Annotated in this window: 20 protein-coding genes, 1 pseudogene and 1 other annotated feature; of the genes and pseudogenes, 2 read left to right on the forward strand and 19 right to left on the reverse strand. The window is 49.8% G+C overall.

Annotated elements, in window-relative coordinates; all coding sequences use genetic code 11:
• Window positions 1-24 precede the first annotated feature (24 nt).
• From murC to L0M14_RS20025, 8 genes are all read right to left on the reverse strand, one after another.
• A complete protein-coding gene (gene murC, locus L0M14_RS19990; RefSeq protein WP_405031105.1) occupies window positions 25-1359 on the reverse strand; it encodes a UDP-N-acetylmuramate--L-alanine ligase in 1335 nt (444 codons plus the stop codon).
• A 55-nt stretch (window positions 1360-1414) separates the two neighbouring features.
• Window positions 1415-2788: a bifunctional folylpolyglutamate synthase/dihydrofolate synthase gene (locus tag L0M14_RS19995; protein WP_235122977.1), complete on the reverse strand. Its 1374-nt coding sequence runs from the start codon at window positions 2786-2788 to the stop codon at window positions 1415-1417.
• A gap of 71 nt (window positions 2789-2859) precedes the next feature.
• Complete coding sequence (locus tag L0M14_RS20000) at window positions 2860-5526, reverse strand: valine--tRNA ligase (RefSeq protein WP_311198748.1); 2667 nt, start codon at window positions 5524-5526, stop codon at window positions 2860-2862.
• 573 nt (window positions 5527-6099) lie between these two features.
• Window positions 6100-6352, reverse strand: a binding site (T-box leader).
• Window positions 6353-6466: 114 nt separating this feature from the next.
• Entirely contained in the window at window positions 6467-6874 is a 408-nt protein-coding gene (locus L0M14_RS20005; protein ID WP_235118355.1) for a MerR family transcriptional regulator, read from the reverse strand.
• A gap of 15 nt (window positions 6875-6889) precedes the next feature.
• Entirely contained in the window at window positions 6890-7600 is a 711-nt protein-coding gene (locus L0M14_RS20010) for a zinc-binding dehydrogenase (RefSeq protein WP_235118356.1), read from the reverse strand.
• A gap of 23 nt (window positions 7601-7623) precedes the next feature.
• Window positions 7624-7920: an alcohol dehydrogenase catalytic domain-containing protein gene (locus tag L0M14_RS20015; RefSeq protein ID WP_235118357.1), complete on the reverse strand. Its 297-nt coding sequence runs from the start codon at window positions 7918-7920 to the stop codon at window positions 7624-7626.
• A 134-nt stretch (window positions 7921-8054) separates the two neighbouring features.
• Window positions 8055-9134 carry a LysM peptidoglycan-binding domain-containing protein gene (locus L0M14_RS20020; protein WP_235118358.1) on the reverse strand — a complete coding sequence of 360 codons (1080 nt, stop codon included), beginning with the start codon at window positions 9132-9134 and terminating at the stop codon, window positions 8055-8057.
• Between the two features lie 113 nt (window positions 9135-9247).
• On the reverse strand, window positions 9248-10135 hold the full coding sequence (locus tag L0M14_RS20025; RefSeq protein ID WP_235118359.1) for an RluA family pseudouridine synthase: 888 nt from the start codon (window positions 10133-10135) through the stop codon (window positions 9248-9250).
• Between the two features lie 260 nt (window positions 10136-10395).
• On the opposite strand from L0M14_RS20025, the gene L0M14_RS20030 reads away from it, so the two are divergent.
• A complete protein-coding gene (locus L0M14_RS20030; protein WP_235118360.1) occupies window positions 10396-11952 on the forward strand; it encodes a phosphodiester glycosidase family protein in 1557 nt (518 codons plus the stop codon).
• Between the two features lie 71 nt (window positions 11953-12023).
• On the opposite strand, the gene hemL is transcribed toward L0M14_RS20030, so the two are convergent.
• Window positions 12024-13322, reverse strand: coding sequence for a glutamate-1-semialdehyde 2,1-aminomutase (gene hemL, locus L0M14_RS20035; protein ID WP_235118361.1), 1299 nt, complete (start codon window positions 13320-13322; stop codon window positions 12024-12026).
• Window positions 13323-13406: 84 nt separating this feature from the next.
• Between hemL and L0M14_RS20040 the strand changes: the two genes are divergently transcribed.
• Window positions 13407-14066 carry a Crp/Fnr family transcriptional regulator gene (locus tag L0M14_RS20040; protein ID WP_235118362.1) on the forward strand — a complete coding sequence of 220 codons (660 nt, stop codon included), beginning with the start codon at window positions 13407-13409 and terminating at the stop codon, window positions 14064-14066.
• Here the strand turns inward: L0M14_RS20040 and hemG (L0M14_RS31610) are convergent, their stop codons facing one another.
• The 10 genes and pseudogenes from hemG (L0M14_RS31610) to hemA form a co-directional block, all read right to left on the reverse strand.
• Window positions 14067-14528: a protoporphyrinogen oxidase gene (gene hemG / locus L0M14_RS31610; RefSeq protein ID WP_311198749.1), complete on the reverse strand. Its 462-nt coding sequence runs from the start codon at window positions 14526-14528 to the stop codon at window positions 14067-14069.
• The gene (hemG, locus tag L0M14_RS20045; protein ID WP_311198750.1) at window positions 14480-15523 is read right to left on the reverse strand and encodes a protoporphyrinogen oxidase; all 1044 of its coding nucleotides are present in this window, start codon (window positions 15521-15523) and stop codon (window positions 14480-14482) included. The genes hemG (L0M14_RS31610) and hemG (L0M14_RS20045) overlap by 49 nt, the downstream gene beginning before the upstream one ends.
• 40 nt (window positions 15524-15563) lie before the next feature.
• A complete protein-coding gene (gene hemH / locus L0M14_RS20050) occupies window positions 15564-16508 on the reverse strand; it encodes a ferrochelatase (protein ID WP_235118363.1) in 945 nt (314 codons plus the stop codon).
• A 1-nt stretch (window position 16509) separates the two neighbouring features.
• Window positions 16510-17574: a uroporphyrinogen decarboxylase gene (gene hemE, locus L0M14_RS20055; protein ID WP_235118364.1), complete on the reverse strand. Its 1065-nt coding sequence runs from the start codon at window positions 17572-17574 to the stop codon at window positions 16510-16512.
• Between the two features lie 164 nt (window positions 17575-17738).
• Window positions 17739-18740, reverse strand: coding sequence for a porphobilinogen synthase (gene hemB / locus L0M14_RS20060; protein ID WP_235118365.1), 1002 nt, complete (start codon window positions 18738-18740; stop codon window positions 17739-17741).
• Window positions 18741-18775: 35 nt separating this feature from the next.
• Window positions 18776-20322 (reverse strand): annotated as a pseudogene (gene cobA / locus L0M14_RS20065) (uroporphyrinogen-III C-methyltransferase).
• A gap of 7 nt (window positions 20323-20329) precedes the next feature.
• A complete protein-coding gene (gene hemC / locus L0M14_RS20070; protein WP_235118366.1) occupies window positions 20330-21283 on the reverse strand; it encodes a hydroxymethylbilane synthase in 954 nt (317 codons plus the stop codon).
• Window positions 21284-21302: 19 nt separating this feature from the next.
• On the reverse strand, window positions 21303-21998 hold the full coding sequence (locus tag L0M14_RS20075) for a precorrin-2 dehydrogenase/sirohydrochlorin ferrochelatase family protein (protein WP_235118367.1): 696 nt from the start codon (window positions 21996-21998) through the stop codon (window positions 21303-21305).
• Window positions 21999-22012: 14 nt separating this feature from the next.
• Complete coding sequence (locus L0M14_RS20080) at window positions 22013-22843, reverse strand: cytochrome C assembly family protein (RefSeq protein WP_235118368.1); 831 nt, start codon at window positions 22841-22843, stop codon at window positions 22013-22015.
• A 36-nt stretch (window positions 22844-22879) separates the two neighbouring features.
• Window positions 22880-24283, reverse strand: coding sequence for a glutamyl-tRNA reductase (hemA, locus tag L0M14_RS20085; RefSeq protein WP_235118369.1), 1404 nt, complete (start codon window positions 24281-24283; stop codon window positions 22880-22882).
• Window positions 24284-24345 lie beyond the last annotated feature (62 nt).

Genomic DNA, 24345 nt, shown 5'->3' on the forward strand with positions numbered 1-24345 from the left:
ATGCCTGCAGCATATCTCTATCCATTATGTCTCATACTTTCCGCGGAGTACTTTAGCTAATCCGTCCGCAGCCTTCCAAATATCCCCTGCCCCCATAGTCAGCACCAAATCTCCAGGTGCGACGTGGCCGATTACATATTCGAGCACTTCATCCCTCGTCGGAATATGCTGCACGTTCGGGTTACTATTGCTGCGGATCAACTCCACCAATTTGGCGGAATCGACGCCCTCGATCCGTTTCTCTCCGGCAGGAGAATAAATATCGGTTATGATGACTTCGTCAGCCTCTTCAAACGAGCGGCTGAACTGCTCGAATAAATAATACGTTCTCGTATACCGCTGTGGCTGGAACACGGCAATAATTCGCTTGCCCGTTGCCTTAGCCGCGCTTATCGTCGCTTGAATTTCTGTCGGGTGGTGCGCATAATCGTCAATGACAAGAATGTTATTGACTTCTCCGAGCACCTGAAATCGGCGCTTAGCCCCACGGAATTCGCGAATGGCTTCGGCGACTTGCTCAAACGTTAAACCTGCTTCCAAGCAAGTGATCAAGGTTGCAAGCGCATTATATACATTATGCTTGCCTGGCACCGAGAGAGCCAGCTGACCAAGCTCTTTGCCTTGGTAATGAACAGTGAACGTCACTTTTCGGTCACCAAGTGAGATGTCAGAAGCCATATAATCGGAATCAGTGTGAATACCATAGGTAATCACATCGCTTTGAATTTGCGGAATCATTTCACGCAGGAAACCATCGTCATTGCAGACAACGGCCTTTCCACCGGGACGAACCTGGCTCAAGAATTGCGCATAGGCCTTCTTTAAATTTTCAAAATCGCCGTTGTAATTCTCCAGGTGATCTGCTTCAATGTTGTTCACGAGAGCTACCGTAGGGTGATACTGTAAGAACGTACCGTCGCTCTCATCCGCTTCGGCAACGACAAATTCCCCTTTGCCGGCCTTGGCGTTACTGCCGACGTTCATGATTTCTCCGCCAATAATGTATGTCGGGTCTAGTCCCGTATTCTCCATAACAAGCGCAATCATGGAAGAAGTTGTCGTCTTGCCGTGCGCCCCGGCAACCGCGATGCCCTTGCGTTCATTCATGAGTCTTGCAAGCATCTGTGAGCGGTGAATAATGGGAATGTTAAGCTCCTCAGCAGCCTGCATCTCTACATTATCTTTCGATAAGGCCGTAGAATACACTACAAGATCCGCACCGGATACATTCCTCGCTTCATGTCCGATGAATACTTGAGCCCCTTTGGCTTTCAGCTTTGCAGTTAAATCCTGCTCAGCTAAGTCGGAACCGGAAATTCGATAACCCATTTCAAGCATTACCTTGGCAATGGCACTCATTCCGTATCCGCCGATGCCGATAAAATGTACGTGTTGATCTTGACTCACGTCGTTCTCACCATCCTTTTTCAGAATCGGTTTGATTGGTAATCCAAGAACGAACATCGGAGATTAAATACAGCGTGCCGGATACGACCGCCAGATCATCCTGCTCTGTTCTGCTTGTCAGGGCTTCCAAAGCACGCTTCCAGTCGCGCTCCACCACAATATCCACCTTTCGGTCCATATCATGCATGAGTTCCCGCGCCAGGTCTGCGAGTTCGGAGGCATCCCCTTTTTTATGAAAATCTGGTTCGGTAAGGATGAGAGTATCCACCAATGGTAGTATATGCCTCAGATAGCCCGTATGATTCTTAGTAGATAGCATCCCCATCATAAAATGAAGCCGCTTGTACGAGTACAGGCTGCGAAGCGCTTCCGCTAAAGTTTCGGCGCCTTCCGGGTTATGCGCACCGTCAAGCACAATCCGAGGATGACTCGAAACCATCTCCAGACGCCCCGGCCAACGTGTTTGCTCTAAGCCTTTGAATAAATCCTCGTCGTCAACGATGCAAGCGTAGTACTGGCGCAGCACTTCAAGGGTCATCACAGCAACAGCAGCGTTCGTTACCTGGTGGGCGCCGTTTAGCGATATTGGAACTTCCTTCAGCGCTCGGAAAGGACCTTCGAAATCGAATGTTTGGCGATCGAGCCTACTTGTGACAACGGAATAGCGAAATTGGGTTCCTAGTGTGTACAGTGTAGCTTTCTTTTCCTTCGCAGCTTGTTCAATAACCTTCCAGACTTCCGGCTGATGAACAGCTGTAATGACAGGCACTCCGGCTTTAATAATTCCAGCCTTCTCCGCCGCCACTTGTTCAAGCGTATCTCCCAAAATCTCCATGTGGTCGTGTCCAACATTGGTAATGACGGAAACAACAGGATTCACGATATTCGTGCAGTCCAATCTTCCGCCTAGTCCTGTCTCCCACACCACATAATCCGGGTAAGTCACTTTGGCAAAATAGAGGATCGCCAGAGCCGTGGAAATTTCAAACATGGACGGAGCGCCAAGCTCCGTCTCTGCAATTTCGTCCACAATCGGCTTCATCTCATTCACCAGCTTCAGCAGCGAAGCATCGTCAATATCCGTACCGTTGACCTGAATACGATTTGTATATTTCTCCAAATATGGAGAAGTAAACGTTCCGACATCGTATCCACAAGTCTGAAGTACCGATGCCAAGTAGGCACATGTAGAGCCTTTACCATTCGTCCCGGCTACATGGATAAACTTCAGTCTCCGCTCGGGATGACCAAGCTTCTCCATAAGAAGCTGCATCCGTGAAAGACCCGGCTTGATTCCCAGCTTTTCCATTCGACCGACGATCCAATCAATCGCCTCTTGAGCGCTTTCGAAAGCCCCACGCGCCACAGTATCTTCTTTCATCATTTCTCATCCTCATTTACTATATGAATCGCCGTGCTGATGCAACTAGGCAACCGTACATTTTTCCATCTTTATCCTTTTAATTCCGCTAAACGAGCTATCACTTTATCTCTCTTATCCGCATAATCTGCTAGCTTCGCCTTCTCTTCCTCAATCACCTTGGCAGGCGCTTTGGCAACAAAGCCTTCGTTAGCGAGCTTTTTCTCAATTCGGGCTACTTCGCCATGTAGAGTTTGCAGCTCCTTATCCAGTCTGGCCAGCTCCTGCGTGATGTCAATGAGACCTGCAAGCGGCAGATACAGCTCTGCGCCGGTTACGACAGCGGTCATAGCTTTCTCAGGAGCGGACAGCTCTGTGTCGATTTCCAGCAAGGATGTGTTGCAGAAGCGTCTCAAGTATTCTTCGTTGCTGCGTAAAATCGCTTGCGTCTCCGCACTAGCTGGTTTAACAAGCAGTTCGATTTTTTTGCTCATCGGCACATTCACTTCAGCACGAATATTACGCACGGAACGGATCGCATCCATGAGCAGTTCCATCTCACGAACCGCGTCAGGCGCCGCGAAGTCTGGGTTCTCTTTCGGCCATGGAGCAAGCGTAATCGTCTCGCCTTCATGAGGCAGATGCTGCCAAATTTCTTCACTAATGAATGGCATAAACGGATGGATCAGGCGCTGTGTTTGATCAAGCACATAGGCAAGAACGGACTGCGTCTTCTTCTTAGCTTCAGTATCCGTACCGTAGAGGCTCAGCTTGCTGAACTCGATATACCAGTCACACAGGTCATCCCAAATAAAGTTATACAGCAGGCGTCCCGTTTCCCCGAACTCATAGCTGTCGATCAAGCGAGTTACTTCGCGAACCGTCTCATTTAAGCGGTGCAAGATCCAACGATCTGCTGTACCCAATTTACCGGACAAATCAATATCGGCTGCTGTTACATCCGTCAAATTCATCAAAGCAAAGCGCGACGCATTCCAGATCTTATTGGCAAAATTCCTCGCCTGCTCTACGCGCTCCCAGCGGAAACGCAAATCCTGCCCCGGCGTGCTGCTTGTAGAAATCATATATCTCATCGCATCTGCGCCGTATTTCTCAATGACTTCCAGCGGATCGACGCCGTTGCCGAGCGATTTGGACATTTTGCGTCCTTCAGAATCACGCACAAGACCGTGCATCAACACATCTTTAAACGGAATTTGCTCCGTAAACTCAAGCGCCGTGAAAATCATTCGAGCAACCCAGAAATAGATGATGTCGTAGCCGGTAACCAGAACGTTCGTTGGGTAGAAACGCTGCAAGTCCGCTGTTTTTTCCGGCCAGCCGAGCGTCGAGAACGGCCACAAACCGGAGCTGAACCACGTATCTAGAACATCATTATCTTGATTAATATTCGCGCTTTGGCAGTGCGAGCACACTGCAGCATCTTCACGAGAAACCGTCACTTGACCGCAATCCGAGCAGTGCCATGCCGGAATTCGGTGTCCCCACCACAATTGACGGGAAATACACCAGTCGCGCACATTTTCGATCCAGTTCAAGTACGTTCTTTCAAAACGGTCCGGCACAAAGTTCACGCCTTTGCCGGATTTTTGTGCTTCGATCGCTTTGTCGGCAAGCGGCTGCATCTTCACAAACCACTGCGTGGACAGATATGGCTCGATAACCGCACCGCTGCGCTCACTGTGTCCGACTTGATGCACGTGCTCTTCGATTTTCAGAAGAACGCCCTGCTCCTTCAGGTCACTAACAAGCTTCTTACGGCAATCAAAACGGTCCAGCCCTTGGTATGGCCCTGCGTTGGCATTCATCGTGCCTGATTCGTCCATGACAAGAACCTGCGGCAGATCGTGGCGCTTACCCACTTCAAAGTCGTTCGGATCATGAGCAGGCGTAATCTTCACCGCACCGGTCCCGAATTCTTTTTCTACATACTCGTCGCCAATAATAGGAATTTCACGATTTACGACCGGAAGCAGCAGCATCTTACCGATGAGGTGCTTGTAACGCTCATCCTCCGGATGAACAGCAACCGCTGTATCACCGAGCATTGTTTCCGGACGCGTCGTAGCTACCACGATGGAGCCTGTGCCGTCCGTAGTTTTATATTCCAAATGATAGAGATTCCCTTGAACCTCTTTGTACTCCACTTCAATATCGGAGAGCGCCGTGCGTGCCGCCGGGTCCCAGTTAATAATGTAATTGCCGCGATAGATCAGGCCTTTTTCATAGAGACTGACGAACACTTCGCGTACTGCTTTGGACAGCCCTTCGTCCAAAGTAAAACGCTCGCGTGAATAGTCAAGCGAGAAGCCCATTTTCGCCCATTGCTCGCGGATCGTGCCAGCATAATGCTCTTTCCACTCCCAGACTTTTTCCAGGAACTTCTCGCGCCCCAGGTCATAGCGAGACTGGCCTTCCTCGCGCAGCTTTTGCTCCACTTTAGTTTGGGTTGCAATCCCCGCGTGGTCCGAACCAGGCAGCCATAGCGTGTCATAGCCTTGCATCCGCTTCGTGCGGACCAGAATATCCTGCAGCGTAAAATCCAGGGCATGCCCGATGTGCAGCATTCCTGTTACGTTAGGAGGAGGAATGACAATCGTGTACGGCTCCGCGTCAGGACGGTTGCCTGCTTTAAAGAACTCATTCTTGATCCAGTAGTCGTACCACTTGCGCTCCGCTTCCTTCGGGTCGTAGGTGGTAGGCATTTGTAATTGCTCTGCTTGATTCGTTTCGCTCATATGTTTACCTCCGTGGTTTTGCAGCACGCCGCAAAACCTGTATTTTAATGTATTTGTTCTCCGCTTCTACGAGCTTCATTCCCGTCAGGGAACGAGCTTGGCACTTATGAGCTTCGTTCCCTTCAGGGAACGAGCTTGGCACTTATGAGCTTCGTTCCCTTCAGGGAACGAGCTTGGCACTTATGAGCTTCGTTCCCTTCAGGGAACGGGCTTGGCACTTATGAGCTTCGTTCCCGTAGGGAACGGGCTCCCACGTTTTCCGTAGGAAAACTTCCGCTTCCGGCTCTTGCGCTCTTTGCCCTTGCAAGCTTCGTTCCCGTAGGAACGGGCTCCCCTGTTTTCCGTAGGAAAACTTCCGCTTCCGGCTCTTGCGTCTAGCGTGCAAGCGTGTCCTGCGGAGGAAGTGTCCTTGGACACTCCTCCGCAGGACGAAAGCGCTCCTAGCAGCCGCTATTCACCAACAAGCACCTACCTATCCCCCTGCTCCAATCGCTCGTGGTCCAGGGGGCGAAACCCCTGGGGCCCTCCTATTAGGAGGGTTTGGGAGGTGAAAATACAAATAAGCCTTTCGCCGCAAAGGACGAAAGGCTTGCTTCCGTGGTACCACCTTCATTCCATGTCACCTCGAAAAGCGTTACATGGCTCTCAAACAGATAACGGCTGTGGCCGGCAAACGCTGAAGACGCTGCGGCTGAAAGCCGTACGGTCCAATCACGTTCACAACTCCAGGGCGACTTCAATCGGCTGTTACCTATGGAACCTTTCAGCGCTGCAGTTCCACTCTCTGAAGGGCATACCGCTTACTACTCCCTTTCAACGTTTCCAATATTGCTCAAAATGATTTACACCATATGATAACGAACATTTTCAATAGAGTCAATATACACCGCGATAGTTGCCTATCTTTTCGTATTTTCCAGTATAACCGAATATTTGCTCTTTATGCTTCATCCGCGAAGATCATGGGGTCTTGAAGAAGCTTTTCATAATATTCCGTCTTCACGTCGACGGCTGCAAGTAATGCCTCAAGCTCTTTTTGCTGCTGAAGCAGCTGTTTTTTATGATGGTCAAGCAGCTCAATACGCTCCTTCACAATTCTTGCAGGAATTTTGCCATTCTTGGCTCGCTCCACAAGACAGCCCTCCTGCAAAAACAGGATGATGTTCTCAAGGGTCATTCCTGTTTTCTTCAAAGACGCAACGAAGGTCAAGAAGCGCACATCCGCTTCAGTAAACTGCCGAACGCCGCTAGCAGAGCGAGAGACAGCAGGCAGCAACCCTAATTTTTCATAATATCGGATCGTATGGGACGAGAGTCCCGTCAACTCCTCCACATCTCGTATAAACATAGACAATACCTCCTTTTAGAAGGTTAAAATAATTTTGCCGACGCTATCGTGGCTGTGCAAATAAACGTGGGCTTGTTCAATGTCCTCAAGCGAAAAGCATCGTGCAATCTGCGGGTGAATCTGTCCATCTGCAAGTAATTGAAACACAGCTTCCAAATCGGTCCTGAAAGCTTCCGGATCCTGCTGTTTGCCTCCGGTTATGCTGTAGGTCACAGCCTTGCGCTGAACCGCGCCGGATTCCACCGATCCATCTAGCGCCTTCCAGCCTTCCACGTATTTATGCGACTCTGCTTCTGACGCTTGCAAAATGGAGGTAAATCCGTAGCCGACCAGCACGCCATCAGGCCCAAGAACTTGTAGCGAGCGTCCCCAATTTTCATAACCAATAGGATCAAATACTGCTTTAACGCCCTTCGGCACGTGCTCCCGCATATGTTCTACAAAGTCCTCTTTATGATAATCGATGAGTCTGACCCCGTAACACTCCAACGCGGCATGTTTGCGCGAAGAAGCCGTGCCAAACATACGAAGCTCGAACAATCTGCCCAAATCAAGCAAGGCTGTGCCAACACCGCCTGATGCGCCATGGATCAGGACAGTGTCTCCTGCGACCAAACTAGCGCATCGGCACAGCAGCTGATAGGCCGTTACGTAATTCAGAATAACTGCGGCCGCATCAATAGCAGGAACCACCTCAGGCACAAGAATGACCTCTTCTACCGGCACACATACATACCGGCTGTATCCGCCTACGCCAGGAAAAAAGCTGCAGCTTTCGTGCCAAGCCCGATCCGCGGGTCTACCTGAATACCGATGGCATCTATGATTCCTACTATATCATATCCCGGTGTAAATGGTGTGGAAGGCGAACCAGGGTATCGGCCTTCTCTCCTCATGGCATCAGCTAGTGCGACTCCAGCGGCTTGCACTTTGATGCGTACCTCCCCTGCAAGGGGCTGTGGCATAGCTTCTTCGATCAGCTTCAACACACCCGGGCCTCCATACTGCGTGACGACTACTCTTTCATTCGATTGTTTATCTTTCATCCTACATCAGCTCCTTTGAAAACACAGTACTCCTTAGAGCTGACTCTAAGTCAAGTGAAAACAAAAAAAGAACCCCCGACTGCTTCACTCAGCAGCCGGAGGCCCTTGTAGCTTACATCTATGTACACCTTGCTTTACGGGAGATAAATCACTTGCCCGGTAGTAAGCTCTTGCTCACCAAGGCGGTTAAACAGCTGGAGTTCTCGTGGATTTAGCTCGTAACGCTTAGCAATCGTCTCGAGCGTTTCCTCCCGCTGCACAATGCACATTCTTACTTTGCGGAATTCTTGAGAACCCGATTCCGAATTGAGGAACAATCGTTTCCACTCTACAGCGTCAATTTTCGTTTCTTCCTGCGGCGCCGCTTTGGTTTCAGGGTCTCTCTTATCCTGAAAGAAAGAACCTGCCTTCGAAATGAGCGACTTAATGCCGTACGGTTGGATATCCACAGCCTCGTTCGCTTTTTTGCCGAATGCGACCTTGAGCTCCTTCTTTTCCTCCGTAACGACCGTGCTATCCGGATGGGGAGTCACCTTCAATTCGGTGATCTCTGCTTGGATCGATTCCAAGCCTACAGCATCCGTATCGTGCATGGGCTCCATGCTTACCGGCGATGGTTCCGCGATCGGCTGCTCTTGAACATCTGGAGCCTCATATACGGGCTGCTCTCCCTGCACGGGTGGCTGTACTGGTGCTGGTACGGCAGGTTCAACGGGTACAGGCTCAGCAGGAACCTCCGCTGCCGGCTCCGGAGCCGCTTCAACGGCTGGAGGAGGTACTTCGTTGCGGTAAGTCTCAGCTTCATGAACGAATGTCAATTCCTCGTCGTCTTTCCAATCGTCAGCAGGCGTTGATACCATTTCAACACCTTGAAGGGACAGTACTCCAGTGACATTCAAGCTTCTGGCTGACAGTAGATCAACATCAAAATTCTCAATCTCGACTAAAATGTCTTCAACCCGATGAATTCGGTTTAGCGGAAGCGTGATTTCAACGGGAATTAGATGCTCCAGCGTCCTATTCTCTTCTTGCTCTGTGGAATAACTCCCCGTTAACATCAGGTTACCTTTTAAAATCGCTTGGTCCTCTAACGTCAGCACTTGGATATGCGGCACCAGCTCTATATCATTGAGCTCCTGAATGCCTGCGAGCTGCTCCTGCAGATGAACACGCTCATAAATATCAAACCTTAAACCTGGTTGTTGTTCAGTCACTGACTAAATCCTCCCTTCCTCCATCCCCGCTGTAAGCCGATAAGGATGTTTAACCAATACCTTGATCTGTCTCTAAAGTATATGGGTGAAAGAGAGACGGCATGACTACATTTTTAAGTTCGTCTAAGCTTCTCTATGAAAAGCTGCAAATCTTTTGGTAGCGGAGCATGGATGTCAAGCTTTTCCAAAGTTACAGGATGTTCAAACAGAAGCTGTTCTCCGTGCAGTGCTTGTCTGTGAAACAAAGCGGAGGAGCCTCCATACAGCGTGTCGCCGGCAAGCGGATGCCCCATGTAGCTTAGATGTACCCTTATCTGATGCGTCCTGCCGGTTTCGAGTCTCAGTCCTACCATGGTGGCATTCTTCAGAGCTTCTAGGACCTTATAATGAGTGACAGCGTCATCTCCTCCGGGCGAAACCCTTCTTTTGCCGGAATGATGGCGGTCTTTGCCAATTGGCTGCTTGATCGTTCCCTGCCGCGCTCGTAAAACGCCTTGTGCAACCGCTACGTATCTCCGATCAATCCGCTTCTCCCGCATGGCCTCATCGAGAAGCACATGAGCCCATTCATTCTTTGCGTACAGCACCGCTCCGGTCGTTTCCTTGTCCAAACGGTGTATATGCCGAATAGCATGCGCTTGTCCGGAGGAGGCATAATAGTGTGCTACGGCAGCGGCAAGGCTGCCCTTCTGTCCATGCTCCGAAGGATGGATCGACATCCCTGCAGGTTTATTCACAACCAGACAAAAGTCATCCTCGTAAAGAATTTCGATTTCTTGGTACTCAGGTTCGATACCGGTTTTTTCTTCCGGAAACAGTTTTATCAAGATACTGCTCCCCTGAACCTTCACAGCTCCCTGAGACGCAAGGCGCAAAAAAAGCTTCCTAGGCACAGGAATCAGCACACTCAGGGCATCGATTGCACCTGGAGCCAAAGGCTTCCAATCCTCATGCGGAGCAGGAAGTTCCATCCATTCACCTTTGCGAATCCAATGCTTCATGAGCGCCTGCCTCTATGAGCATAAATAATCCAAGCAAGCACCAGTAAGAAGACAAACACAACTGCCATCAAATCTATGGGAAAGTCAAAAAAGTAGTAACGTTTCACGTCCAAAGCTCCTTATCAAGCGGAATAAAGTACACTTTATTTTAACAATTACCAATAACCGTTGCACACAAAAATATGATACTATAACTCTTGTATTGTGTTTTTTTCGACAAATTTTATATAGAGATAAAAAGAGATCAGGAGAGGAACTCATTGAGTACTGCATTTATGAACCATCTACGAAGTTGGGGCTGGATGAAACGGCTGCTGCTTCTTATTGCCGCGCTTACATTTCTATGTTCAAGCTTTCTGTTTCTGACTCCCATAGGCGAATCCATTCGCGTATACTTGGCGAAGACCGTCATCACTACTCAGCACCGTGATTGGGCTTGGATTTTTGTCGGAGCTCAGCGGAGGGATCAGCTTGTTAAGGAAGTACAGGATCTTACCGAGATCAATTCAATGGAAAAACAGGATCTGCAAGCTGTTAAGTACGAGAAAAACCGCTCTATGGAAAGTCTTATTAAAGTCGAGGATATCTCGGGACAGTTCTGGAAAGGTAAAAAAATGTATGTTTACGATCCGACAACTATTCGGGTCGTCGTTCCGGCCAAGCAAGGTGAAGGCGAGCGTATTACATCGATGGTCCAACGGACCGGGGCTGTCGCAGGCGTGAACGGCGGAGGATTCAATGACCCAGACGGATTGGGCAACGGCTTTGCCCCAATTGGAGCTATTATGTCTGGCGGAAACATCCTATACACCGACCAGGAAGGTTCCATTCCTCAGCAGATCGTCGGCTTTACCAAAGAGGGCACACTCATTATTGGCAAATACAGCATTAATGAATTGTTAAAGCTTAATGTAACCGAAGCGGTTTCCTTCTATCCGCGGGTCATTGCTAACGGCAAAGGACTCATCACAAGCGGTGACGGTGGCTGGGGTAGAGCCCCTAGAACAGCAGTCGGTCAAAAAGCGGACGGAACGGTCATCTTTATCGTGATCGACGGCCGACAGGCACAAAGTGTCGGAGCTACGCTGAAAGAAGTACAGGATTTATTTCTTGCTGAAGGTGTCATTAATGCCGGTTTCCTTGACGGTGGGGCATCCTCCGAGATGGTTGTGGACGATCAATTAGTCACCAGTCCTTCCAGCCGTTACGGGGAACGCCGATTACCATCCGCTTTCCTTGTCTTCGATCATCCGGACGAAATTCAAGTCGATAATGTGTGGGCAGGCCTTACAGAGATTGACCCGGGTGGCGCCTATGATCATCCCGATTATTTGAGAGAACAAGCGCTGAAAAAAGCCAATCAGGCGAAAGCGACACCTGCGCCTACTGCTAAACCGAAAGCGACTGTATCACCAAGTCCTTCGGCGTCCGTGAACCCGGATGGCTCAGTGAAGCCTAGTGCATCGAACGCTCCGGGCAGTACACCAGCAGCTTCCGTTCAGCCCGGCGCATCGGCTAAACCAGGCGAGTCACCTGTTCCTCAAACCACACCGAAGGCAGGGGCAACGTCAAGCGCTGCACCAGCAGCAGGGACCGGCCAAGCGGCCGATCCTGCTGCTGGCACAGGCAGTGCCGGCACGGCTCCCATGCAATCAACAGCACCGAAGCAGTCGGATACGCCTGCTGCAGTGACAGATCCTGCCCCGAAGCCTGCAGGTGCAGCAAGCCAAGCGGCTGGCGGCGCAGCAGCACCTACTGGGACAGCGTCCGAACAAGAGCAAGCTCCAGCTTCTGCTGCTCAGTCAAATAATAAATAATGTCTACATAAAAGGGGATATCCTCCGCTGCCTGGGCAGCGAAGGATATCCCCTCTCATCTTTATACAAGCTTATAATCGTTTCAAAGCTTCGCGGTGAGCTGCAATCGTCTCCTCGATATCCTCGTTCGTGTGAACTGTTGATATGAACATACCTTCGAATTGAGATGGAGCAACCGAGACGCCTAAATCCAGCAAATGACCAAAATATGCGTTAAATCGGCCTAAGTCGGATGTTTTGGCTGTTTCATAGTTAACCACCTGCTGCTCAGTAAAGAATGGGCATAGCATGGAGCCTACACGATTAATCGTGCTGGGAATGCCAAATTCAGCAGCGTTCTTCTTGAAGCCTTCCTCCAACCTAGCAGACTTACGTTCAAGCTCCTCATATACCCCAGGCTCGCCAAGAAGCTTCAAAGTCGTATATCCAGCAGCCATAGCAAGAGGATTTCCCGACAATGTGCCGGCTTGATAAATCGATCCCGCAGGTGCGATATGTTCCATAATATCCAGTCTACCGCCATAAGCGCCGACCGGAAGTCCACCGCCAATTACCTTTCCCATGCAAGTAAGATCTGGAGTAACACCATATAGCCCTTGTGCGCAATTCTTATGTACACGGAAGCCCGTCATCACCTCGTCAAAAATAAGCAAGCTTCCGTACTGCTTCGTTACGTCTCTTAGTCCTTGCAAGAAGCCTTCCGCAGGCGGCACGACGCCCATATTTCCGGCTACAGGCTCTACAATCACTGCTGCGATATCCTCTCCGAATTTCTCAAAAACGACGCGAATTGATTCTAAATCGTTATATGGAACCGTTATCGTATTCACAGCGACGCTCTCAGGAACGCCAGGACTGTCAGGAAGCCCTAGTGTAGCGACACCTGAGCCTGCTTTAATCAGCAGCGAATCCGCATGTCCGTGATAGCTGCCTTCGAACTTGACGATTTTGTTGCGTTTGGTGTAGCCGCGGGCCAGTCGGAGCGCACTCATGGTCGCTTCTGTACCTGAGTTGACCATGCGAACCATCTCAACAGACGGCACCCTTTCAATAACGAGACGTGCCATTTCCGTTTCCAGCTCGGTAGGAGCGCCAAAGCTTGTGCCCTTTTCCGCGGTTGTACGGATAGCTTCTAATACAGCTGGATGCGCGTGCCCTACAATTAGCGGTCCCCATGATCCTACATAGTCAATAAAGGTATTTCCGTCAATATCCGTAACCCGGGAGCCAGCCCCTCTGTCGATAAATAACGGAGTCAGGCCAACCGATTTAAACGCCCTTACAGGACTGTTGACACCGCCAGGAATAATCTTCTTTGCCTCGCTGAACGCGGCAGCGGATTTTTTGTCGATTCTGCTCGAATTATTCATTTTTTTCTTACCTCCACAAAGGGGATATATGGTAAAATAAATCCGAAACCATACTTGATAAAACATAGAAAAAGGCGGTCCAACATGATCGAATTCGTCAAACGTGTCCCTTTATTTTCTCAGCTTACGGAAGCTCAGCTCCAAGCAGTTGCTCAAATCTGCTCGAAAAGAACCTACAAAGCTAACACCGTATTGTTTGCTGAAAAAGACATGGGCTCCGTATTCTATATCGTTCTCAGCGGTTCCGTCAAAATCTATACAACAAGCAACACCGGTGAAGAAAAAATATTGTCCATTTGCAAAGCCGGAGAAAGCTTCGGCGAGCTCTCTTTAATCGACGGCAAGCCTCGCTCGGCCTCAGCACAGACACTCGAGGATAGCGTCCTCATTACGCTTACCGGGCAAAACTTTCTTGAGCTGCTGCGCAGCCATTTCGATATGACGCTCGGAATCATGCGAGAGCTAAGTAATAGGCTTCGGGACACGAACCAGCATGTCTACGACCTTACCTTTCTCGACGCCAGAACTAGAGTCATTAAGAGCCTCATCAAAATGGCGAACAAGCACGGCATGCGCAGCGGCAACATCATCACGATCAAGCTTGTCCTTAACTTTGATGAAATCTCCCAGCTTGCAGGTGTCCAGAAGGTCACACTCATGCAAGTTATCCGAGATTTGGAGGAGAAGGAAATCCTCAGCATCTCCCCAAGTGACTTTAAGCTAGACCTTGCCAAGCTAAGATAGCTATACGACAGTCACAGCCTGCAGTATTTGCTCCTTAACATGCTGCGCCACTTGCTCGCCGGCATCCTGCCCTTGCTTGATACAATCGGGAATACCCACGCCAAGCAATCCTGCCCCCGCGAGATAGACTCCAGGCAGCTGCTCGGTCATCTGCATACGCAGCAGCTTCAGCTTCTCCAAATGATGAACCGGATATTGCGGCATAGATTTGGGCATTCTCGTAATTTCCGTAAATAGAGGTTCCGCATGCAGCCCAAGCAGCTCGCCAAGATCATGGCGGGCTTTTTGCACGAGCTGCTCATCAGACCAGCCAAGCCACTCCTGTTCACCGGAACGGCCAATGTAGCAGCGCAGCAGCACTTTGTCCTCCGGTGCTGTATGCAGCCACTTGGCTGAAGTCAACGTACAAGCGGTTATCGTTCTTCCTTCGTTGCGCGGTACGAGGAACCCGGATGCATCCAATGCAAATGGAATGTCCTTTTATGAAATCCCATAATGACATTAGCTACCGATATATATTCAATCTTCCCTAAATCTGCTGCTACTGGCAAACGTCCCAGGCATTCGGCAGCCTGATAGGTAGGTGTGGTAATAACCACGCCGTCTACAATCTCTCTGTCTCCATTATCCAAAACGACCTCGGTTCTACCTTCCGCAGTCTTTAGAATCGATACGGCGCCAACTCCAGTCCGGAGATCTTCCCCCGACAAATGCTCCACTAGCGCATCCACCACCGTTTGGAGCCCTTTTTTAAAGGTCACAAATGCCGAGGATTTCAACCGATCAGGCACATGGGCGTTCTCCGTCGTGGCGTTTTTTCTACTCGCCATCATGCCGAGAATCAAGCTCTTATACTTCTGCTCCATGGCTTGAAACTGCGGAAAAGTCGCTTTTAAACTTAGATGAAATGTATCTCCAGCGTAGATACCTGCAAGCAAAGGCTCAACGACATTGTCGAGCACCTCTTTCCCCAATCTCCGCTGCAGAAAACGTCCTAGCGATTCGTCAGAGGAAGCCTCACGCTTAGGCAGTAATAGGTCCATGGCCGCGCGCACTTTCCCCATTGGGCTAATGAGACCCGTCTTCATGAAAGGCGTGATTTGCGTAGGGATGCCGAGCACTAGTCCCTGCGGCATCCGGTGCATCTTTCCTTTGCGCACGATATACGTCTTCTTCGCCTCCGGATTTAGGCCCGTCAACTCATTTTCCAGCCCAAGCTCTTTAGCCAAATCAATAGTGGGACGCTTTCGCGCTAACACGGAATCGGGTCCCTTTTCAATCACAAAGCCATCACGTTCAATTGTATGAATTTTACCGCCGAAAGAGGGGGATTTCTCCACGATGGTCAACCGCGCGTCAATCCCCTCGGCAGCCAGCTTCTTCTTGGCGTAATATGCAGCGCTGAGTCCTGTAATGCCTCCACCGATAATCATGATATGCGGCCGATTTGCCTTCATGGAAAATCTCCCCCTCTTGTTAGCTCACTAGACTTGAGTTTTACCCGTTCGTGACTTCTTTCACTTTCTCATATACTACATCGCTAAGCGTACGCATGTAGAGCGGATCGGTGTTTAGTGATTCCGTGCGTTCCAGGTGGATACCCAGCTCTTTAGCCAGTGCCTGAGCCTCGATATCAATGTCGTACAGCACTTCCAAATGGTCGGAAACGAATCCGATTGGGCAGAGCAGCACATTGGCAACATTCTCTTCCTTGCGTATGGTTTGCAGAACATCCAGAATGTCCGGTCCTAGCCATGGCATAGCGGTTTGTCCCGCACTCTGCCAGCCGAACTGCCAGTTGGTCAGACCCACTTGTTCCGCAATCGCTTTGGATGTCGCCAATAGCTGATCCGGATACGGGTCTTTCATCTCGAGAATTTTCTCAGGCAGGCTGTGTGCCGTGAAAATTACGCGGACATCATTTTTATCCACACCTGCAAACTTGCCAAGCGCTTTTTCTACCCGTTCCGTCAATGCTTGAAGAAGCAGCGGATGCAGATGGTAGCTAAGTACAAAGTCAATCTTCAGTCCAAGCTCAGCTGCCTTATCCTTGGCTCTTTTGACATAACCGCCTACACTCATGGTGGAGTAATGAGGCGCGAGGACGATGCCGATCGCTTCCTGAATGCCGTCCTTCACCATTTGTTCAACACCGTCTTCTACGTAAGGCTGTGCATGCTTCAAGCCCTGATAGCAAACAAATTCCATGTCAGTGTGCTCCTGATTGAGCGTTTGCTCTAAGCCCTGCACTTGCTTGTTCGTGTTCTCACGCAGCGGAAAGAAACCACCAACAATAGCCTCATAACGTGAGGTCAGCTCATGCAGCTGTTCAGGAGTCGGAGGATTGCCTCGTCTGATATGCGTGTAATACGCCTCCACCTGATCAAGACTCTCCGGAGTTCCGTATGACATTACCAATACACCAATACGGCGCTTTGTCATCTTAAACACCACTCTTTTCTGTTTGCTTGGTGAGCAAGGAATGTGAATACTCATGAATGAAGACAGTCAATTCTTTCAACTTCTCCAGAGATGCCTCTGGGAATAAACCATGGCCGAGATTGAAAATATATCCAGGCTGCTGCGTACCTTCGTCTATGATGGCCTTCGCCTGTCTTTCAATAACACTCATAGGCGCAGTAAGCACATAAGGGTCCAAATTGCCCTGAACGGCAAACTTTTCACCGACCCTCCGTCTACCCTCGGAGATCGGAATTCTCCAGTCGAGTCCAATCACATCTGCTTGCAGATCGCTCAGATAAGGGAGAAGCTCACCAGAGCTAACACCTGGAAAATAAATCTTCGGCTCCTTTAGATCCGCCAGTTCTTTAAAAATCCGCTTCATCGTAGGAAGCACATAGATCTGAAAATCAGAGGGCGAAAGTGCTCCCACCCAGCTGTCAAATACTTGAACAGCCTTAGCTCCCGCAGCAATATGAGATCTTAAGTACGTAATGACCATATCGCCTAGCTTATCCATCAAGGCATACCACACCTTAGGCTCGCTGTACATCAGCTGCTTCGTACGAATATAGCTCTTGGAGGGCTTTCCTTCAATCAGATAGCTGGCAATCGTGAATGGCGCTCCGGCAAAAGAAATCAGAGGCACCTCCAATTGCTTATCCAAGATGCGGATCGTTTCAATAATATGAGACAAGTCCTTCTCTACATCGATAGGACGGAGCGCTTCAACGTCCTGAGCGGTTCGAATCGGGTTATGAATCACAGGCCCAATATTTTTTACAATATCAAAATCGATTCCAAGTGAAGCTACCGGATTCATAATATCCGAATACAAAATGGCCGCATCTACGCCTAGCTTCTTGATCGGCATCATCGTCACTTCGGCTGCTAACTCAGGCTGCTTGCAGATTTCGAGCAGCGAATATTTTTCTTTAATTTTCCGGTAATCGGGGTCATAGCGCCCTGCCTGGCGCATATACCAGACAGGCAGCGTATCGACCTGCTCCTTCCGGCAAGCTTTAATAAAATTATCGTTATAACTCACGAGGCACCTTCCTCTTTATACCATCCATAATGTTTCCTGCTATTCCATCATTATGCCCTAATTATACCCCTGTCACAACTGATGTTAGCTTTCGCTTTCCGACAAATGTATGACAAAAGAACCATCCAGCGCCTAGACGCTCTAGGGTGAATGGTTCTCCAATTCTAGTTTCCGCCGCGGAGCCATCTTGCGATATCTTTGGCAAAATAAGTGAGAATGATATCAGCTCCCGCACGTTTAAAGCTGGTCATCGTCTCCATGACAATCGCCTTCTCGTCTACCCAGCCTTGGATAGCTGCAGCCTTGATCATGGAATACTCAGCACTCACATTGTACGCTACAACAGGAAGGTCAAAGTTGTCCTTCAGCATACGAATGACGTCCATATAAGCAAGCGCCGGCTTCACCATAAGGAAATCGGCTCCTTCGATCACATCGCTCTCCGCCTCGCGCAGCGCTTCGCGTCCGTTGGCCGGATCCATCTGATAGGTCTTGCGGTCTCCAAACTGCGGAGCCGAATGAGCGGCATCACGGAATGGACCATAGTACGCCGATGCGTACTTCACGGAGTATGCCATGATTGGCACGTGCTCATAGCCTTCCTCATCCAAAGCCGTACGGATTGCATGTACGTAGCCATCCATCATATTGGAAGGCGCGATGATGTCCGCTCCTGCTTTAGCTTGGGATACCGCTGCTTTAGCCAAAAGCTCCAAAGATGGATCGTTAGCTACATCAGCTTGTCCGGTAATCGGGTGGTGATGGATAATCCCGCAATGACCGGTATCGGTAAATTGGCACAAACACGTATCCGCGATGATCAATAAATTCGGATTCAGCTCTTTAATCCGTTTCGTCGCACGTTGAACGATTCCGTTCTCTTCAAAAGCCGAAGTACCAACCGAATCTTTGTGGTCCGGCACACCGAACAACAGAATCGCTTGAATGCCAAGCTCTGTAATTTCTTTAATTTCCTCTTCCAGTCTGTGATCCAACGAGAGATGGAACACGCCCGGCATCGAAGAAATCTCCGATTTCACATCAGACCCTTCGGTCACAAATACCGGTTGAACCAAATCATGAACCGTAACTTGATTCTCACGGACTAAATTACGAATCGCTGCGGTTCCGCGCAGACGGCGGTTTCTTACGATAGGAAAACTCATGAAGCTGCTCCTCCTTGATGGAAAATCTGTTCACTTTATTCTGTCTTACTGCCACAAAGGCTATTAGCTAACGAAGCAACCGTTGCTTCATCCGCCATATATGTTATCGGCAGGCCGTATTGCCGTACCGTTTCGGCTGTTTTGGGACCGATGCATGCAATTTCTACGCCCTCAAGCAAGCTAACAGGGTTTTCCGCTCCTGAGAGGCGTAAAGCTTCTAACAAATTAGTAACCGTTGATGAACTGGTAAAAGTAACGATATGAATGCCTTTTTGGTTCAAAAGATCAATGATCTCTTCGCCGCCTTCGGCTTCGAGCACATTCTCGTACACATCCACTTCTGTGACTTGAAGTCCAAGCTCCTTTAGTCTCGCCGGTACATACTCCTTCGCAATGTCGGCAGTAGGCAGCAGTACGCGCTGACCGGTCTTCAGTTCGTCTTGAATGGCATCCAGCAGGCCGTCTCCCTGGAATTTTGTCGGCAGCACGTCCGCTAGCAATCCGCGTTCTGCCAATGCTTCCGCTGTTTTCGGACCGACAGCCGCAATCCGCGCATGGCCCAAGCGTCTAATATCCAATCGCATTTCGCGGAGCTTGCGGAAGAAATAGTCTACTCCGTTGACACTTGTGAAGAGCAGCCAATCAAATCCCTCTAGACGGCCCATAGCCTCCTCAAGCTCCATAACCGATTCCGGAGTACTTGTCGGCTGCATGCGAATAACCGGGAACTCTATAGGTTCCCCGCCCATTTCGTCAATAAGGTCAACCAGCTCGCTGGCTTGACTTCTGGCGCGTGTGACCAGCACTCTACGTCCGAACAAAGGCTTTTTTCAATCCACGCCAGCTTCTCCCGGAGCTTCACCACCTCGCCGACGATAATAACCGCTGGCGATTGAAAATTGGCTTGTTTAACCTTTTCGGCAATATCTTCAAGGGTACCGGTGATCGTCCTCTGGTCCGTCCAGGTTCCCCAGCGTACCAATGCAACAGGCATCTGCGGAGGCTTACCGCAACGGATCAACTCCCGGCAAATCTGCTCTAGATTGGCTACTCCCATCAAGAACACCATGGTCCCGATGGCCTTGGCCAGATGCTCCCAATTGAGGCTTGAATATGTTTTATTCGGATACTCATGGCCGGTCACGATGGCAACCGATGAGGTGAAATCCCGATGTGTCACGGGAATTCCTGCATAGGCCGGAACAGCAATGGATGAAGTAATTCCTGGAATAATGTCATAAGTAATGCCGTTCTCGGCGAGCAGCTCCGCTTCTTCACCAACACGCCCGAAGACACTTGGATCGCCGCCTTTGAGCCTGGTGACGACCTTGCCTTGCAGTGCCAAATCAACCAAGAGCTGATTGATTTCTTCTTGCTTCAACATATGTTTATCCGGCAGCTTGCCTACAAATATAAGCTCTGTGCCAGGCTTCCGATGCTTTAATAATCTTGGACTCGCCAGCCGATCATACACGATCACATCCGCTTTTTGGAGCGCCTCCATGCCGCGGATCGTGATGAGCTTCGGATCTCCGGGGCCGGCGCCCACCAGGTATACCCTGCCTTTGCCTTTAGTCGTCATACGCGGATCACTCCTTCACTTCCGCAAGTATGCGGTCAGCGCCTTGCGCGACCAGCTTCTCGGCGATGAGAAGTCCCAGCGCCTCTGGATCGCTTCCGCTCGCCGATTCCTTCAAGAGCGTCGTACCGTCCGGCGTGCCGACCATGCCGGTGAGCGTCAGCAGCGGCTGTCCGTCGCCGCTGTCACCGTTATCAGTGCTTACCGTCGCGTAAGCGCCGATCGGCACCTGGCAGCCTCCGTTGAGTCTGCCGAGAAAGCTTCGTTCCGCGCGCACCGCCAGCGCGGTAGGCTCATGCTGGAACTTGCCGAGCAATTCCAGCACAAAGTCGTCGCCGCCCCGGCACTCGATGCACAGCGCTCCCTGCCCTACGGCAGGGAGGCAGGTCTCGGGCGGCAAGTACGCCGTGATGCGATCCTGCCAACCGATCCGGTGTAAACCGGCGGACGCCAGCAATATCGCATCGAAGTTGCCCTCTTCGAGCTTGCGCAGCCTCGAATCAATGTTGCCGCGGATCGACTCGACCCGCAGGTCCGGGCGCGCGTGCTGCAGCTGGCTGGCGCGGCGCAGCGAGCTTGTTCCGACGAGCGCGCCCTGCGGCAGCTCGTCCAGTGAAGCAGGGCCGCGCGTGATAAGCGCATCGCGCGCATCTTCCCGCTTCGGCACAGCTCCGATGACCAGCCCTTCAGGAAGCTCGAAGGGCATATCCTTCATACTGTGAACAGCCATATCGATGTCACCGTCTAGCAAAGCCTGCTCAATTTCTTTTACGAACAAACCTTTACCGCCAACCTTGGACAGCGTGACATCCAGGATTCGGTCTCCCTTGGTCACAATTTTCTTGATTTCAAATTCACATTCGATACCGTGCTCAGCGGCAAGCTTTTTCAACTTTTCCACAGCTTGACCGGTTTGCGTTAACGCCAATGCGCTTTGTCTGGTTCCTACAATTATGGTTCTCATCTATTTACCCGCCTCTCTTTTAGCGACCACTGAAAGCCTGTATCGTTTCTATATCCGGCTTTCTTGCAAGTGCAGCGAACATCTCTTGCTTCCATATCCCAAAAGAGCCGGAGCGAATTTTATCAAGCACATCCCACTCCAGCATCTCTTTAAACATTCTCTGTCTCATCGTTTTGTCATCAACCCGCTGCTGCACGTATTGACGAACCTCGCTTAAAAAATCAAGATACATTTCGTACTCATCCCCATAAGAGAGCTCGATTTCTTTTGCAATTCGTCTTGCTGCGGAGGGGCTAGCCCCTCCAGTCGAAACGGCGATCAGCAGCTTGCCTCGTCGCACGACAGAAGGAACAATAAAGCGGCTGAGCTCCGGCTGATCGACAATATTAACCGGAATCCCGAGCGCAGCCATATCTTCATACACAAGATGGTTCACCGCTTGATCATTGGTCGCTGCAATGGCTAGCAAAAACCTCGGTGTACGGCTGGATACTACGCTGCTTAGTAATTCCGCCTGATAGTTCTGCCTGAACAAGACGATCTCACCGCGTACTTCCAGATCTTCAAGTTCACTAGTCAATGTCGGGCTAATGACGGTAATCTTGGCTCCTGCCTCTAGTAAAGCACGTACCTTACGCAGAGCAACGGCTCCACCGCCAACAATCAGAACGTGCTGATTCCTTACATCTAGCAAAATCGGATAAGGATGCCTCATGAGCGTAACTCCCTTTAGCTCCAAATCCAACTGTGAAAGCCGGAGAAGAAATTGGATACTACAAAATTGAGCATGACAATAATAAATGCTGCTATATTCCAAAGCGCCAACCGGTTACCGGAAATCCTCATGGACAGACGCTGGAACAAATAAAACCCATAAGCAGCCAAAACGAAAACGGAATTAACGACCTTCGGATCGTAAAACAAATTCCCATCACCTTGAAGGGAGATCCACACAATCCCCAAACAGAGTGCAAGCAGCAGCAAAGGTCCTCCGATGATGACCGACCTATAGCTGTACTGCTCCATCTTCTCCAAGGATGGCAGACGCATAACAGTATCCGAGAATTGTTTTACTTTCAATTTACGATGCAAAAATATGTACATCCCTGAGAATATTGCAGCCGCTGTAAATGCAGCGTAGCTGCCCACGGCCATGGTGATATGTATGAATAGCAGTTCGCTGTTTACATCCCAGTTACTGGATACCGGCATCATCTGCGGGTTACCGAACACATTGAGCGCGAGCAGCGCGAAACCGAATACGTTGATGAAGAAGACGAAAAGTTCAATCCGGATAAACCGGTTGATAATCAGCGACATCGTAATCAATAGCCAAGTGAAGAAGTATAAAATATCCGACCTCGAGAACGCCAATTCCGATGAATGCGTATATAAGCTGAAAGCGAGATAGGCGGTTTGCAAAACCCATACAAACAAAAGGAGCCCCGTCCCCATCCGTTTTGCCTTCTTATTCGCGCTAGCGAAGTCCGAAAAGTAAAACAGCAGGCTCAGGGCATATATATAAATCATCGCATCGAGCAGCAAGCTACGTGTGACCATGGCACCTCTCCTAGGCGAATGTGGTCGCTGAACCCCTTAGGAACGCGCCAAAGGGTCAGCGGTCTTTAGTCCGATTGCAAGCAGCTTCTCTTCTTGCATGCGAAGCATTTCCGCTTCAATCTCTTTCCTCTGCGCTTCTTGTGCAAGCTCGTTAGCTTTATCTTGTTGTTCCAGCACTTCTTCCAGAGCAAACAGCTTGGTGAACATATCAAGCGCTTCTTCGCCATGACGTTCTCCAGCCATCTCTTTAATGCGAAGGATTGGATCCCGCAGCATTTGATTCACAATACTTTTTGTTAACTTGCGAATTACTTTTACTTCCCTCTCCTCGAGATCAGGAAGCTTCTTCAGCATGCTTTCCATGGTTTCTTCATGGACCTGGTTTGCTTTCAATTGCAGAGCCTGAATGACCGGGCTCACGCCAAGCGTTCGGGTCCACTGCTCAAAAGCAGCAATCTCCGCGGATATCATAGTTTCGATTTTGGCCGCTTCCTTCTTCCTCTCCTGCAAATGCTTATCGACGATCATTTCCAAATCGTCAATGTCATAGAGGAACACATTAGCGAGTTCACTAATCTGTGGGTCCAAGTCGCGCGGCACCGCAATATCCATCATGAAGAGCGGACGGGACTTTCTTTTCGTTAATACCGCTTGAAGATCCGGCTTTGTAAGCACATACCCCGGCGCTCCGGTCGAGCTAATAATAATATCTACATCCGACAAGCGTTCAAGCATTTGATCAGCCGCGCACGGAATTCCGTTAAACTTGGCTGCCAGCTCTACGGCCCGCTCATACGTCCGGTTCACAACGATCACTTTGTTCGCTCCGTTAGCATACAGATGCTTAACCGTTAGCTCACTCATTTTACCAGCGCCAATAATCATAACCGTTTTATTCGTGTAGGATCCGAAAATTCTCTTACCCAGCTCTACGGCCGCGTAACTAACAGACACCGGATTATCATTAATCCCAGTTTCGGAATGAGCCTTCTTGGCGAGCGTCACAGCCTGCTTGAAGAGTGTATTGAAAAAAGTTCCGGTCGCTTTCATTTGTTGCGATAATAAAAAAGCATCCCGCACTTGGCCGAGGATCTGTGTTTCGCCGATTACCATCGAATCAAGTCCGCTAGTTACCCGGAATAGATGTTCAATCGCCTTATCGTTTTCATACGTATATAAATGCTTTTGGAATTGATCCTTCGGCACGTTAAACCATTTTTCGATGAAGCTCATCAAATAGTGACTGCACAAATGCGATCGATCGACGACTGCATAGATTTCCGTGCGGTTGCAGGTAGCCACAATCACACATTCCAGTATGCTTTTGGTGTCTTTAAGCTCTGTAAGTGCCAACGAGAGCTCTTCTGCAGAGAACGTAAACTTCTCTCTGATCTCTACCGGCGCTGTGCGATAGTTCAGCCCTACTGTGATAATATGCATGTGATCCACCTGCCCTTCCCTTAAATTCTAAGACTCATTATAGCACAGCAAAACAAGCATTC

The organism is Paenibacillus hexagrammi, from assembly GCF_021513275.1.
Taxonomy (GTDB): Bacteria; Bacillota; Bacilli; order Paenibacillales; family NBRC-103111; genus Paenibacillus_E; species Paenibacillus_E hexagrammi.

Bases quoted from the DNA above. Each gene is read 5' to 3' on its own strand.
- murC (WP_405031105.1), bottom strand. From the start codon at position 1,359: ATGAGTGCCATTGCCAAGGTAATGCTTGAAATGGGTTATCGAATTTCC.
- L0M14_RS19995 (WP_235122977.1), bottom strand. From the start codon at position 2,788: ATGAAAGAAGATACTGTGGCGCGTGGGGCTTTCGAAAGCGCTCAAGAG.
- L0M14_RS20000 (WP_311198748.1), bottom strand. From the start codon at position 5,526: ATGAGCGAAACGAATCAAGCAGAGCAATTACAAATGCCTACCACCTAC.
- L0M14_RS20005 (WP_235118355.1), bottom strand. From the start codon at position 6,874: ATGTTTATACGAGATGTGGAGGAGTTGACGGGACTCTCGTCCCATACG.
- L0M14_RS20015 (WP_235118357.1), bottom strand. From the start codon at position 7,920: ATGAAAGATAAACAATCGAATGAAAGAGTAGTCGTCACGCAGTATGGA.
- L0M14_RS20025 (WP_235118359.1), bottom strand. From the start codon at position 10,135: ATGAAGCATTGGATTCGCAAAGGTGAATGGATGGAACTTCCTGCTCCG.
- hemL (WP_235118361.1), bottom strand. From the start codon at position 13,322: ATGAATAATTCGAGCAGAATCGACAAAAAATCCGCTGCCGCGTTCAGC.
- L0M14_RS20040 (WP_235118362.1), top strand. From the start codon at position 13,407: ATGATCGAATTCGTCAAACGTGTCCCTTTATTTTCTCAGCTTACGGAA.
- hemG (WP_311198750.1), bottom strand. From the start codon at position 15,523: ATGAAGGCAAATCGGCCGCATATCATGATTATCGGTGGAGGCATTACA.
- hemH (WP_235118363.1), bottom strand. From the start codon at position 16,508: ATGACAAAGCGCCGTATTGGTGTATTGGTAATGTCATACGGAACTCCG.
- hemB (WP_235118365.1), bottom strand. From the start codon at position 18,740: ATGAGTTTTCCTATCGTAAGAAACCGCCGTCTGCGCGGAACCGCAGCG.
- hemC (WP_235118366.1), bottom strand. From the start codon at position 21,283: ATGAGAACCATAATTGTAGGAACCAGACAAAGCGCATTGGCGTTAACG.
- L0M14_RS20075 (WP_235118367.1), bottom strand. From the start codon at position 21,998: ATGAGGCATCCTTATCCGATTTTGCTAGATGTAAGGAATCAGCACGTT.
- L0M14_RS20080 (WP_235118368.1), bottom strand. From the start codon at position 22,843: ATGGTCACACGTAGCTTGCTGCTCGATGCGATGATTTATATATATGCC.
- hemA (WP_235118369.1), bottom strand. From the start codon at position 24,283: ATGCATATTATCACAGTAGGGCTGAACTATCGCACAGCGCCGGTAGAG.